Origin of the sequence: Candidatus Accumulibacter sp. ACC005 (assembly GCF_907163215.1) — a bacterium.
GTDB lineage: Bacteria > Pseudomonadota > Gammaproteobacteria > Burkholderiales > Rhodocyclaceae > Accumulibacter > Accumulibacter regalis.
Map to the genome: position 1 here is coordinate 43,157 of NZ_CAJQUB010000002.1, position 12,780 is coordinate 55,936.

Below are 12,780 nucleotides of genomic sequence, written 5' to 3' on the forward strand. Positions count from 1 at the left end.
CGTTTGGCTTGCTCACCGGCTGCGGATCAGGCCGCCCGCCCCTCGCCTGCTTCCTCATAGGTGCGCCCGTCACGGATGTGATAGATCCGCCGGAAGGTCGGGATGATCTTCTCGTCGTGGGTGACGACGATGATCGCCGTTGCGAAGCGCTGCGCCATCTCGTTGAGGATACGGACCACGGCCAATGCGCGTTCGCTGTCGAGGGGGGCTGTCGGCTCGTCGGCGAGAATGATCGGCGGCTGATTGACCAGGGCACGGGCGATCGCCACCCGCTGCTGCTCACCGCCGGAGAGCTGCGCCACCTGCGCCTGGGCACGATGCCCGACGTCGAGCGCCGTCAACATCGCCCGCGCCCGCTCGCGCGCATCGGCGTTCGCCACACCGGCCAGCATCGGCAGCAATGCCACGTTGTCGGTGACGTCGAGGAAGGGGATGAGATACGGCGCCTGGAAGACGAAACCGATACGATCACGACGCAAGGCGCGCAGATCGGCCACCTGCCAGCCGTTGTCGTAAATGGCCTCGCCAGCAAGCGCCATTCGTCCGGCGCTGGGCTCGATCACCGCGCCCAGGCATTTGAGCAGCGTGCTCTTGCCCGAACCACTGGGGCCAATCAAGCCGACGACCTCGCCCGGCTGGACGATAATGTCTACGCCCTTCAAGGCGTCAACCGCCGCGTCGCCCTCGCCGTAGCGCTTGGTCAGGCCGCTGATTTCGATCGCCGCTGGCATCTATCCCCCGATCGCCGTCGCCGGATCGATGCGCAGCGCGGCGCGGATGGCGACGACGCTCGCCAGCGCGCAAATCGCCAGCACCAGCAGCGCACCCAGGACTGCATCCCCGGGCAGCAGCAGGACGTACTTGGGGAAGATCGGCGCCCACAGCGTGGCTGCCGTCTTGCCGACGAGGAAGCCGATCGCACCCAGACCAAGCGCCTGCTGCAGGATCATCGCGGCGATGGTCCGGTTGCGCGCGCCGATCAGCTTGAGCACGGCGATCTCGCGCACCTTGTTCAGGGTCATCGTGTAAATGATGAAGGCGACGATGGCCGCGCTGACAATCGCCAGGATGACCAGAAACATGAAGATCTGCTTCGCCGACGTGGCGATCAGCTTGGCGACGAGGATCTCGTCCATATCGGCGCGCGTATAAGCTTCCAGATGCTTCCAGCGCCGGATTTCGCTGGCGACGAGCGCTTCATCGGCGTGCGGTGCGAGCCGCAGCATGACCACATTCACCGTCCGGCTGCTGGCCTGGCTGGCCTGTACGGCCTCGAGCAGTCCCGGCACACCGGGGCGATTGAACGCCGGATTGGCGGCCGTGCGCGCACGTTCATTGACCAGCGCGTCGTTGTCCTTGAGGAACTGCACTTCCTGCGCGTCGCGCAGCGGCACGAAGACCATCGGGTCGCCGCCCGACGACACCATGCGGCGGGTCAAGCCGACCACCGTGTACTCGTGCCGTCGGATACGGATGCGCTGCCCGAGGCGGAAGCCGGTCTTGATATCGGCAATCGCCTCGTAGTGCGAGCGCGTGATCGGACGCCCGGCGACGAGGTAGCCGGGTTCGCCGGGGTGCCCGGGCTGGAAGCCGACGAGCATCACCCGTACATCCTTGCCCTGATCTTCGATCTGCATCGTCAGATAGGTGACGTTGCCGGCCTCGGCCACGCCCTTGACGCCGAGCAGCGCGCGATAGGCATCGTCGCGTACGTTCGAGGGTTCGGCGTAGGGGCCGAGCGTATCGCGTTGCACGACCCACAGGTCGGCTCCGCCGTTGCTCAGCAACACGCGGCCATCGTCGACCAGGCCGCGATAGATTCCCGCCATCGACAAGGTGACTCCGATCAGCAAGCCGAGCCCGATGCCGGTGAACAGGAACTTGCCCCAGCCATTGAGGATGTCGCGGCCCGCCAGATTGATCATCGCCCGCCACCGACGCTCGCTGCGCTGGCGACGATGGCGGCGACGACCTTGACCTTCGCGTCGGGCCGCAATGCCTGCTCGCTGTGCACGACCACTTCGTCACCGCTGGCCAGGCCATCCAGGATCTGGCTGCGACCATCCAGGGTGGTGATGCCGACAGCTAGCGGGTGGAAAGCTACGTGCCCGTCCCGAATCTGCCAGACGCCGTCCTGCCGATCGACGCGTTTTACCGCCGCTGCCGGCAGCCAACGCGCGTCGGCCAGTTCGGCAGTGGCAATCGTCACCTCGACCAGATCACCGATCGCGAGCGCGTCGGGGCGTGCCGTGAAGCCGACATTGACGATCCGCTCCTCGGTCACCGCGTCACTCTGCCAATCGACGCGCTGGACTTCGCCCCGGTAGACACGCCCGGCAGCCGAGCGCAGGACGATCTCGGCGCTCTGCCCGACGCGCACGCCACCCGCCTGCCCCTGGTCGATGCGCGCCTTGATCCACAAACTGCTTGGGTCGATGACTTGCAGCACCGCCTGTCCAGCAACGACCGTCGATCCCGCTTCGACCAGCCGGGCGCTGACCACGCCATCGACGGGACTCGCCAGGCGCGCCTGTGCACGCAGCTTGCCGACGCCGGCAACGTCGGCCAGGGCACGTTCGTGATCGCGCCGCGCCGCAGCCAGCTGGGAGGCACTGGCCTCGACCGCCGCCGTCGCGGCATTGGCTTCCTGCCGCTTGGCGTCGGTCGCCTCCTGGCTGACGAAACCGCGCGCGCGCAGTTCGGCGGAACGACGCGCACTGGCCACGGCCACCTGCGCGCGGCTCTGCGCTTCGGAGAGCTGGGCTTGCGCGGTGTGTACGACGCTGGCGGCACGTTGCGCGGCGAGTCGGCCGCTGGCGACACGATCGTCGAGGTCGACCGGATCGAGCTCTGCGAGCAACTGGCCAGCCTTGACCACATCGCCCTGGTCGACCAGCACGCGCGCCACCCGACTGGCCATCGTCGGGCCGAGCGTGTAACTGCGGCGCGCCTCGACCGTTCCGATACCAAAGGTACTGGCGACCAGCGGCCCCTGCTCTACCCTGGCCAGCGTCACTTTGGTCGGCGCCAGCGGTCCCTGGCTGGTCGCCAGCCAGGCAAGCAGCAGAACGACCGCCACGGCGACCGCGCCGAGTACCCCCTTGCGGGGCACGCGTACGTTCATCGTTGGTCCCGCCCGCGATAGCCGTCGACCAGCAAAGGGAACATTTGCCGCGCACGCGCCACCATTCCGGCCTCGCTGCCGGCAATGGCCGATTCGATCACCAGGCCCTGGATGGCGCCAATGAACAGCACCGGCGCCAGCCCCGGATCGAGATCGGCCGGAAGCTCGCCGGCGCTCCTGGCCCCGGCAAACAACGAGGCCAGGCGCTCTCGGTAAGCGGAAATCATCGTCCGGACTTCGGCACGGACTGGCGAATCCCCCGGGTATTGCAGTTCATGGAAGAGTATGCGGGGAACGCCGGGGTTGGCCGCGATGAAGGCCACGTGTGCGAAGAATGCGGCCTCTATTTTTGCCAGCGGCGACCCTGGCTTCGCTATCGCCGTCGCCAGCACCGTACCAAGCGATTCACGTACCCAGGCAAAGACCGCCATCCAGATCGCTGCCTTGTCCGGAAAGTGGCGGAAAATCGCGCCCTGGGTGACGCCGATACGATCGGCGATGGCCTGCGTCGTGATCGCCTCCGGACCGCGCTCGCAGGCCAGTGCCAGTACCGCCGCGACGATCTCGCGCTGCCGTTCGTCGCTGTTCAGGCGCTGGCGGGGTGTCGTCTGGAGTGTGGTTGGAGTATCCATGGCGGGCGTGCACTTGAATTGTTGTTAGTAAGTGCTTACTATCGTAGTCGCGCCACGCCGGTTTGGCAAGCGCTTCACTCCCGAGGAGAACCCGACCGTGAAGTTTCCCGAATTCTTTGCATCTGCCCCGCAAATCACCGTGCGCGACCCGCTGGCCCGATTCCTCGGCGCCGCCGAGGAAGGTGTCATCGAGTACGGCTACGGCGACGCAGTCAAGCTCGCGGGGCATTCGTGCCCGACCGTCGCTGCCGCTTATCTGATGACCCGTGCCGCGCTGCGCGCGCTCTACGCGGATACGCTACCGGAGCGCGGCGGCATTCGGGTCGAACTGCGGGACAGCATGCTCGCAGGCGTCACCGGCGTCATCGCCAACGTCGTCAGCCTGTTCACCGGCGCCACCCAGGACACCGGCTTCAAGGGAATCGCCGGGCGCTTTGACCGGCGAGGACTGTTGTTCTTCGGCGTAGACATCCCCGGCCAGATCCGCTTCACACGGGTCGACAGCGGGGCCGCGGCCACTGTCGTTGCCCACCTGGAGCGTGTGCCGGGCGATCCGCGCATCGCTGCGCTAATGCCGTTTTGCGTCGCTGGGACCGCCACCGACGCCCAGGCAGCCTTGTTCCAGGCACTTTGGCAAGACCGGGTCCGGACGATTCTCATCGATCACGCCGACGACCCGAAAATCATCGCTGTTCAACACTGAGGAGAACCCCATGACTATCCAACGCAGCCTGCTCACCACCGCCCTCATCGCTGCCTTTGGCGTCGGCGTCCCCACGTTTGCGGCCGACTCACACCAGCACGCCGCCGGCGAGCCAACCAAGCTGGTGCTCGATCACGGCAAGAAATGGCCAACCGACGAACCACTGCGCAAGAACATGAGCGAAATCCGGGCGGCGCTTGCCGCGAAAGCGGTGGCTATCCACAAAGGGACGCTGACGCCAGACGACTACAAGGCACTCGGCACCCTGGTTCAAGCGCACGTCGCCAACATCGTCACCGAGTGCAAGCTCGAGCCCGCTGCGGACGAAAACCTGCACCTGATCGTCGCCGAGCTCAGCGCCGGCGCCGACGCCATGCAGGGCAAGGCAAAAGTTGCGCCCGCGGCCGGCGCGGTGCAGACGGTCGGCGCCGTGAATCAGTATGGCCGCTATTTCAAGCACCCGGGCTGGAAGCCAATGGATTGAGTTGAGCCTTGGGTAGAGGCAGAACGCTGCGCTACGAAGCTTGTCCCGCCCGGTACGAACGGGGCGCAACGCCGCCTGTTTAGCCGAGCCACGAGCAGCATGTGCTGTGCCTTGGCCAGTACAAAAAGGGTATTCTGTGCGTCGACTGGCGAAGCACTTGCGCAGTAGAAGCCAGGAACTGCCTAGCTTCGGCCCCAGTTCCGTGAAATGAGGAGGAGCACGTGATGGTGAACGCCATGCAGCAACAGGATTGGGACCCAAGATCGGAAGCGGTCCAGCGCGACCAGCGTGCCGCCTACGACGAGATGCGCCAGCGCTGCCCGGTCGCGTACAGCAACTTCCTCGGGTGGTCCTTGTTTCGGCACGAGGATATCCTGCGCGTGCTGAACGACCCCGCCACCTTCAGTAATGCCGTATCCAGGCATCTCTCCGTTCCGGACGGGATGGATCCCCCCGAACACACCGCGTTCCGTCGGATGATCATGCCGTATTTCCGGCCGGAACGAGTGGCGGCGTTCGAGCCGCCATGTCGCGAGATCGCCGCGACGCTCGTTCAAGCGCTGTTGGGGCGCGACGAGTTGGAGTTCATCGGCGATTTCGCCAATGAGTTCGCCGTCCGGAGTCAGAGCGCCTCTCTCGGTTGGCCGCCCGATCTATGCACACCGCTGCGCTTGTGGACAGAGAAGAACCGCCGGGCAACTTTTGCCGAGGACCGGGCGGCCATGGCAGAGATCGCCCGCGAATTCGAGGGCTACGCCCACGAGCTGCTGCAGATTCGCCGCACGGCCGCTGATCAAGCCAGCGACGACATCACCAGCTCGCTGCTACGGCAACAGGTACAGGGCCGCCCCCTGCGCGACGAAGAAATCGTCAGCGTGCTGCGCAACTGGACCGTCGGCGAGATCGGCACGATTTCGGCTTCGCTGGGGATTCTCGTGCACCACCTTTCGGAACACCCGGATCTGCAGGAACAGCTGCGCACGCAGCCCTCCTTACTGCCCGCCGCTATCGAGGAGATTCTGCGGATTCACGGGCCGTTGGTGGCCAATCGGCGCATCACCACCCGTGCGGTTGAAATCGGTGGCCGGAAGATCGCTGCCGGCGAACGCATCTCGCTGATCTGGATCTCCGCCAACCGTGACGGTCGGGTTTTCGAGGATCCCGAGACCTATCGGCCGGACCGCGACCAGAGCGCAAACCTGCTGTATGGCGCGGGAATCCACGTCTGTCCTGGCGCTCCCCTGGCCCGGATGGAGATGCGCGTGGCTGTAGAAGAGCTGCTCGCGCACACGGCCTGTATGGAGCCCGTCCCGGAGAGGCCGCCGACCACCGCGGTGTACCCCGGCAGTGGCTTCGCCGCCCTTCCCCTGCGGATCCGATAAACGCCGGCGGTCAATGGTTTGGCGTGCGCACGAACGGTGCGCTGCCACTTCCCATGCCCGTCCTTTTGGAAACACAAGTCACCTTCGGCTTTATGACTGGAAAGCGCAGCCCGGCAAACAACAGAGGCCTAAGCTGGTTTCCCTCCTCTACGCCTCGACCTTCCGGTCCGCGAAATCACCCTAGCACTATCGCGCGGATCAACGCTTGGAATCTTCGGGCGATCAATTGACGGTTTGCCGCCGGATTGCGTATGGCGCGCACCATCAGGCCTTCAAACATCGCCGCGATCACCTCGGCAATAGTGGAAATCGTTGCCGCGTCGTCCGCAAGGCCGTGTGCCTGCCGCAAGGCCTTGAGCGTTTCTTCGAGACCGGCGCTACGCCGGCCGTCCGCGGCACGCACGATCGCCGCGATTGCCGGGTTGCGCGACGCCTCGGCAACGATTTCCAGCTTGAGCCCCGCTGCCTGGGGATCAAGGTTGAGCAGCACCCCGCTTTCGGTCCGCAGTGCCAGTGCCTCCAGCATGTTCTCTGCCGCCTGCACCTCGGCGGTGAGCGTCAGCAAGCGTTCGACTTCGCGCGCGACGATGGCGGCGATGATCGCCTCCTTGTTCGCAAAGTAGTGGTAAATGTGGCCTGCACCCATGCCTGAGGCTTTCGATATTTTCGAAATGCTGGCTCGATGGAAGCCGTATTCGCGAACGCAGTTCTCGGCGGCATCAAGGATCTGGGTGCGACGCGCTTCAGCACGCGAGCAATCCGCGGCCGTGTGAGTGGGCATTTCTTCGGTCATCGACGGTCTATGGAGTGGCTGAGAAGGGTTCGCAGTAAGCGTTCACTGCTCTGCGAAGGATAAACTAGATTGAACGTTCATTCTAGTTTATCCTTCGCCCCCTATCCGAACGCTCCTGCCCAGGAGTCTCCGACGCTACCAACGCCACCGAGGCACCACATGAATCTCGCATCACGGCTGCAATCCTGGAACCGGGGAGTCACTTCCCCGAAGCAGGGAATCACACTCCCGAATCTGGGAACCACACTCCCGACCCGGGGGATCACCTACCCCATCCTGGTCGTCTCGCTCGCCAGCGCCCTGGCGCTGGCCGCCTGCAGTGACGGCGGCCCGCAGGGGCAGGCAGCCGGTGGAGCTCCCGCAGCGACTCCGGTCAGCGTGATCGTGGCCAGCACCGAGGCGGTCAGGCTGACGACCGAACTCCCCGGACGCACGGCGGCCTACATGGTCGCCGAGGTGCGACCGCAGGTGAACGGGATCGTGCAGCGGCGGATGTTCACCGAGGGCAGCGAGGTCACGGAAGGGCAAACGCTCTACCAGATCGACCCGGCAAGCTATCGCGCCACCCTGGAAAGCGCCAGGGCAGGTCTCAGCCGCGCCGAAGCAAACCGCTATGCTGTCCGGCTGAAAGCCCAGCGCTACGCCGAACTGGGGAAGAAAGGGATGATCAGCAAGCAGGCCGACGACGACACCACGGCGGCACTCAAGCAGGCCGAGGCGGACGTCGCCTCGGCACGCGCAGCACTCGAGAAGGCCCGCATCGACCTCGCCTATACCCGCGTGCCCTCCCCCATCGCCGGCCGCAGCGGACGCTCGAGCGTCACCGCCGGGGCCCTGGTGACTGCCAACCAGCCTGCCGCGCTGACGACCGTCCAGCAACTCGACCCGATCTATGTCGACCTTACCCAGTCGAGCGTCGAACTCTTGCGCCTCAAGCGCGATCTCGCCGATGGCACACTGCAGCACCTTGCAGACCAGGTGGTTCCGGTACGCCTGCTGCTCGAGGATGGTAGCGAATACGCGGCCAGCGGCCGGCTTGCCTTCTCCGGCATTTCGGTCGACACGGATACCGGCAGCGTGACCCTGCGCGCAGTCTTTCCGAATCCGCAGGGTGAACTGCTGCCGGGCATGTACGTCCGCGCGCGACTCGCACAGGGCGAGATCGAAAACGCCATCCTGGTGCCGCATGCCGCGGTGACTCACGATCGCCGTGGCAATGCCGTGGTGATGGTGGTGGGTGCCGAGGACAAGGTCGAAGCGCGCCCGGTGACCACGACCCGTTCGATCGGCGACAAGTGGCTGGTAAGCGCGGGACTGGCCGCGGGCGACCGGATCATCGTCGACGGATTACAGAAAATCAGGCCGGGCGCGCCGGTGACGGTGCTGGCGGCAGGCGGCGAGGCAACGGCACCTGCGGCGGCGCCCGCAGCGGCCGCGAAGTGAGGGCCTGAAGCGTGGTCAATTTCTTCATCGACCGGCCGATCTTCGCCTGGGTCATCGCCATCGTCATCATGCTCGCGGGCGCACTGTCCATCCTGCAATTGCCGGTTTCGCAGTATCCGTCGATAGCCCCACCCGCCGTCGTGATCAACACCAGCTATCCGGGCGCCTCGGCGAAGGCGGTTGAGGAATCCGTCACCCAGATCATCGAGCAGAAGCTGACCGGTCTCGACGGCCTGCTCTACATCAACTCGTCGAGCGACTCCTTCGGTCGCGCCGCGATCACCCTGACCTTCGATGCCGCCACCGATCCGGATATTGCCCAGGTGCAGGTGCAGAACAAGCTGCAACTTGCGCTGCCACTATTGCCGCAGGCGGTACAGCAACAGGGCGTGCAGGTCGCCAAGTCGGCGCGCAACTTCCTGATGGTGATCGGTTTCGTGTCGAAACAGGGCACGCTCGACAACGTCGACCTGGCGGACTTCATTGTCTCGTCGGTGCAGGATCCGCTGTCGCGCGTCACCGGTGTCGGCGAGGTGCAGATTTTCGGATCGCAGTACGCCATGCGGGTCTGGATCGATCCCGCCAGGTTGAACAACTACCGGCTGACGCCGGCCGACATCCGGACGGCGATCGAGGCGCAGAACACGCAGGTCTCGGCCGGCCAGCTCGGCGGAACGCCGTCGCTGCCCGGGCAGGGTTTCACTGCCTCGATCACCGCCCAGAGTCGCCTGCAGACCGTCGGGGAGTTCGAGAACATCCTGCTGCGCAGTTCCAGCCAGGGCGGCGAAGTACGACTCGGGGATGTGGCGCGGATCGAAATCGGCGCCCAGGACTACAGCACCGTCGCGCGCTATAACGGCCAGCCAGCGGCGGGTATCGGCGTCAAGTTGGCCGCCGGCGCCAATGCCCTGAAGACCGCCACCGCGGTGCGTGCCGCGCTCGCCGAGATGAAGCGCTATTTCCCGGCCGGCGTCGACGTGGTCATCCCTTACGACACCACGCCCTTCGTGAAGATCTCCATCGAGGAAGTGGTCAAGACCCTGCTCGAGGCCATCGTCCTGGTGTTCCTGGTGATGTTCCTGTTCCTGCAGAACTTTCGCGCCACCCTGATCCCAACCATCGCCGTGCCGGTGGTGCTGCTCGGCACCTTCGGGGTGATGGCGGCCTTCGGTTTTTCGATCAACACCCTGACCATGTTCGGCACCGTGCTGGCCATCGGCCTGCTGGTGGACGACGCCATCGTGGTGGTCGAGAACGTCGAGCGAGTGATGAGCGAGGAAGGCCTCTCGGCGCGCGATGCAACCCGCAAGTCGATGGGCCAGATCACCGGCGCGCTGGTCGGCATCGGTCTGGTGCTGTCGGCGGTATTCGTTCCGATGGCCTTCTTCGGCGGCTCGACCGGCGTCATCTACCGCCAGTTCTCGATCACCATCGTCGCCGCGATGGCCCTGTCGGTGCTCATCGCCCTGGTGTTCACCCCGGCGCTTTGCGTCACCATGCTGAAACCGGTGGCCAAGGGCCAGGGTCACGGCGAGGGTGGCTGGTTCAGCGGCTTCTTCGGCTGGTTCAACGGCATGTTCGAACGTAACACCGGGCGTTACGAAGCAGCGGTCGGACGCATCCTTCGGGGCAGCGGGCGCTACCTGGTCGTCTACGCGCTGATCGTGGTGGCGCTCGGCTTTCTCTTCGTGCGCATGCCGACTTCCTTCCTGCCGGAAGAGGATCAGGGCGTGATGTTCACCCAGGTGATGCTTCCTGCAGGCGCCACCCAGGAGCGCACCATCGAGGTCCTCAAGAAAGTCGAGCGTCACTTCCTCGACGACGAAAAGGACACGGCGGCGTCGATCTTCACCGTCGCCGGCTTCAGCTTCGGCGGCCGCGGCCAGAACATGGGCATCGGCTTCATCAACATGCGCGACTGGAGCGAGCGGCAGGGACCGGGCATGAGCGTCAAGGCGATCGCCGGACGCGCGATGGCCGCATTCTCGAAGATTCGCGAAGCGATGGTCTTCGCTTTCGTTCCACCGGCGGTGATCGAGTTGGGTACCTCGAACGGTTTCAGCGTCCAGCTACAGGACCGCAGCGGCCTCGGCCACGATGCCCTGGTGGCCGCACGCAACCAGTTCCTGGGCATGGCAAGAGAGGACAAGCGGCTGGTCGGCGTGCGCCCGAATGGTCAGGAGGACATGCCCGAGTACCAGCTCGAAATCGATCATGCCAAGGCCGGCGCCCTCGGGGTGAGCGTGGCGAACATCAACGACACGCTGTCCACGGCCTGGGGTGGCAGTTACGTCAACGACTTCATGGACCGTGGGCGAATCAAGAAGGTCTATCTTCAGGCCGAGGCCGCTGCCCGCATGACGCCCGATGACCTCCAGAAATGGTACGTGCGCAACGCAAGAGGCGAAATGGTGCCCTTCTCGGCCTTCACCACAGCCAAATGGGGCTTTGGCTCGCCGCTTCTCGAGCGCTTCAACGGTCAGCCGTCGATCGAACTGCTCGGCCAGGCAGCGCCCGGCCTCTCGTCGGGTGACGCGATGAATGCGGTTCAGGAGCTCATCGCCAAGCTGCCGCCCGGCATTGGCTATGAATGGTCGGGCACCTCCTACGAGGAGCGCCGCTCGGGGGCACAGGCGCCGGCGCTGTATGCCTTGTCGCTGCTGGTCGTGTTCCTCTGCCTGGCAGCCCTTTACGAGAGCTGGTCGGTACCGTTTGCGGTGATGCTGGTGGTGCCGCTGGGCGTGATCGGTGCGCTGCTGGCCGCAAGCGGTCGCGGCCTGTCCAACGACGTCTACTTCCAGGTCGGCCTGCTGGCGACCATCGGCCTGTCGTCGAAGAACGCGATTCTGATTGTCGAATTCGCCAAGGCCCAGGTCGACGCCGGTCACGATGTGGTCAGCGCCACGCTGAGCGCGGTACGCATGCGACTGCGCCCGATCCTGATGACCTCGCTGGCCTTCGGACTCGGCGTGCTGCCACTGGCCATCAGCACCGGCGCCGGCTCCGGCAGTCAGAATGCGATCGGCACCGGCGTACTCGGCGGAACGATCTCGGCCACCGCCCTCGGCCTCTTCTTCGTCCCGATGTTCTATGTGCTCATCAAACGACTGTTCAAGGACAAGACGGCAGCCCCGGAGGTTGTGGTCGCGGCGTCCACGGAGGTCAAGAAATAAGGGGTCGCTTCAGAAAACGGAGCGCAGAGCACGCCAAGCCTTTGGCTCTCTGTTGGCGAAAACGGCCAGCGCGCCAACATGGCTGCCGATGCAACGCAGCAGCGACTGGCGGTCGCTTGGCGACCTAAAGGCGACGCAGGGCTTCCGCGAAGTGGACGGTCGTTCACCTGGCTGGAATTCATGAGCTGCACACGGCGTGCAACGCTACACGATCGACTTGTCACCATGGCCTTCACGGCCGGCACTTCCGAAGACAAAGCTGTCCATCGCCAGCACGCCGTGCGTGATTCCGCCTTCGATCACCGTCGCCGGTAACGACGCGGCAGCCGCGCCGGCTGCCACCAGCAGTGGCCAGAAATGTTCGGCGGTCGGGTGCGCGCGTTGGGCATGCGGGGCCAAGGCAAGGGTCTGGCGCAGCCGCGTGCTGTCGCCGCTGACGACCGCGTCGCGAACCCAGGCGGCGAACTCGGTTGCGTAGGCCTCGTTGTGGCTGTGATGACCGCGGAACTCGTAGAGGTTGTGCGTCAGGCTGCCCGAACCGACGATCAACACGCCGTCGTCGGCAAGCGGCGCGAGCGCCTGCCCGAAGGCCCAGGCAGATTCCGCGTCCAGCCGTGACGGCAGCGAGACCTGGAAGACCGGCACGTTGGCCTCGGGGTAGAGGTACAACATCGGCACCCAGGCGCCGTGGTCCAGCCCGCGGATCCCGTCCGGCCGCGGCGACCAGCCAGCTTCCTGCAGTACGTCGAGCGCGCGACGCGCCAGCTGCGGGTGGCCGTCCACCGGGTAGTCGATCTCGTACAGCGCCGGGTCGAAGCCACCGAAGTCGTGGATCGTCCTGGGCCGTTCGACCATCCCAACCTGCGGACGGGGCGTCATCCAGTGCGGCGACACGATCAGCACCGCGCGGGGCGTGGGCAGTTCGCGGCCCAGGGCCGCCAATCGCGGCCCGGCCAAGCCGGGCTCGATGGCGAAGCTGGGTGCGCCGTGCGAGACGAACACGCTGGGTAGGCGGTTCATGGCGTCGGTTCTGGTCGGGCCAATGT

11 protein-coding genes are annotated in these 12,780 nt (G+C 65.5%); 5 read left to right on the plus strand and 6 right to left on the minus strand.

Annotated features, from left to right (window positions below):
• Window positions 1-26: 26 nt before the first annotated feature.
• Genes QZ613_RS02220 through QZ613_RS02235 form a run of 4 tightly spaced genes read right to left on the minus strand, consistent with a single transcriptional unit; the run spans window position 27 to window position 3,756 of the window.
• Window positions 27-731 (minus strand): ABC transporter ATP-binding protein, encoded by a 705-nt coding sequence (locus tag QZ613_RS02220; RefSeq protein ID WP_291868669.1) that lies wholly within the window; start codon window positions 729-731, stop codon window positions 27-29.
• Window positions 732-1,925, minus strand: coding sequence for an ABC transporter permease (locus tag QZ613_RS02225; RefSeq protein ID WP_291868666.1), 1,194 nt, complete (start codon window positions 1,923-1,925; stop codon window positions 732-734).
• Window positions 1,922-3,124, minus strand: a complete 1,203-nt coding sequence (locus QZ613_RS02230; protein WP_291868663.1) for an efflux RND transporter periplasmic adaptor subunit — start codon at window positions 3,122-3,124, stop codon at window positions 1,922-1,924. Before QZ613_RS02230 ends, QZ613_RS02225 begins: the two co-directional genes overlap by 4 nt.
• Window positions 3,121-3,756: a TetR/AcrR family transcriptional regulator gene (locus QZ613_RS02235; protein ID WP_043564986.1), complete on the minus strand. Its 636-nt coding sequence runs from the start codon at window positions 3,754-3,756 to the stop codon at window positions 3,121-3,123. Before QZ613_RS02235 ends, QZ613_RS02230 begins: the two co-directional genes overlap by 4 nt.
• A 97-nt stretch (window positions 3,757-3,853) precedes the next feature.
• On the opposite strand from QZ613_RS02235, the gene QZ613_RS02240 reads away from it, so the two are divergent.
• The 3 genes from QZ613_RS02240 to QZ613_RS02250 all read left to right on the plus strand — a co-directional run bounded on the left by QZ613_RS02240 (window position 3,854) and on the right by QZ613_RS02250 (window position 6,325).
• Window positions 3,854-4,459: a hypothetical protein gene (locus QZ613_RS02240; RefSeq protein WP_291868660.1), complete on the plus strand. Its 606-nt coding sequence runs from the start codon at window positions 3,854-3,856 to the stop codon at window positions 4,457-4,459.
• A 10-nt stretch (window positions 4,460-4,469) separates the two neighbouring features.
• Window positions 4,470-4,943 (plus strand): hypothetical protein, encoded by a 474-nt coding sequence (locus tag QZ613_RS02245; RefSeq protein WP_291868657.1) that lies wholly within the window; start codon window positions 4,470-4,472, stop codon window positions 4,941-4,943.
• Window positions 4,944-5,167: 224 nt separating this feature from the next.
• Window positions 5,168-6,325: a cytochrome P450 gene (locus QZ613_RS02250; protein WP_291868697.1), complete on the plus strand. Its 1,158-nt coding sequence runs from the start codon at window positions 5,168-5,170 to the stop codon at window positions 6,323-6,325.
• Between the two features lie 175 nt (window positions 6,326-6,500).
• Here the strand turns inward: QZ613_RS02250 and QZ613_RS02255 are convergent, their stop codons facing one another.
• On the minus strand, window positions 6,501-7,106 hold the full coding sequence (locus QZ613_RS02255; RefSeq protein ID WP_043565016.1) for a TetR/AcrR family transcriptional regulator: 606 nt from the start codon (window positions 7,104-7,106) through the stop codon (window positions 6,501-6,503).
• Window positions 7,107-7,277: 171 nt separating this feature from the next.
• Here QZ613_RS02255 and QZ613_RS02260 point away from each other — a divergent pair, with 171 nt between their 5' ends.
• On the plus strand, window positions 7,278-8,561 hold the full coding sequence (locus QZ613_RS02260; RefSeq protein ID WP_291868653.1) for an efflux RND transporter periplasmic adaptor subunit: 1,284 nt from the start codon (window positions 7,278-7,280) through the stop codon (window positions 8,559-8,561).
• A gap of 11 nt (window positions 8,562-8,572) precedes the next feature.
• On the plus strand, window positions 8,573-11,734 hold the full coding sequence (locus QZ613_RS02265) for an efflux RND transporter permease subunit (RefSeq protein WP_291981393.1): 3,162 nt from the start codon (window positions 8,573-8,575) through the stop codon (window positions 11,732-11,734).
• 204 nt (window positions 11,735-11,938) lie between these two features.
• Here QZ613_RS02265 and QZ613_RS02270 read toward each other — a convergent pair whose 3' ends face one another.
• A complete protein-coding gene (locus QZ613_RS02270) occupies window positions 11,939-12,754 on the minus strand; it encodes a class III extradiol ring-cleavage dioxygenase (RefSeq protein ID WP_291868694.1) in 816 nt (271 codons plus the stop codon).
• Window positions 12,755-12,780: the final 26 nt, after the last annotated feature.

What these genes read in the sequence shown, in the direction of transcription:
- QZ613_RS02250 (WP_291868697.1), top strand. Translation starts at nt 5,168, where the DNA reads ATGGTGAACGCCATGCAGCAACAGGATTGGGACCCAAGATCGGAAGCG.
- QZ613_RS02270 (WP_291868694.1), bottom strand. Translation starts at nt 12,754, where the DNA reads ATGAACCGCCTACCCAGCGTGTTCGTCTCGCACGGCGCACCCAGCTTC.
- QZ613_RS02230 (WP_291868663.1), bottom strand. Translation starts at nt 3,124, where the DNA reads ATGAACGTACGCGTGCCCCGCAAGGGGGTACTCGGCGCGGTCGCCGTG.
- QZ613_RS02220 (WP_291868669.1), bottom strand. Translation starts at nt 731, where the DNA reads ATGCCAGCGGCGATCGAAATCAGCGGCCTGACCAAGCGCTACGGCGAG.
- QZ613_RS02260 (WP_291868653.1), top strand. Translation starts at nt 7,278, where the DNA reads ATGAATCTCGCATCACGGCTGCAATCCTGGAACCGGGGAGTCACTTCC.
- QZ613_RS02225 (WP_291868666.1), bottom strand. Translation starts at nt 1,925, where the DNA reads ATGATCAATCTGGCGGGCCGCGACATCCTCAATGGCTGGGGCAAGTTC.
- QZ613_RS02235 (WP_043564986.1), bottom strand. Translation starts at nt 3,756, where the DNA reads ATGGATACTCCAACCACACTCCAGACGACACCCCGCCAGCGCCTGAAC.
- QZ613_RS02245 (WP_291868657.1), top strand. Translation starts at nt 4,470, where the DNA reads ATGACTATCCAACGCAGCCTGCTCACCACCGCCCTCATCGCTGCCTTT.
- QZ613_RS02255 (WP_043565016.1), bottom strand. Translation starts at nt 7,106, where the DNA reads ATGCCCACTCACACGGCCGCGGATTGCTCGCGTGCTGAAGCGCGTCGC.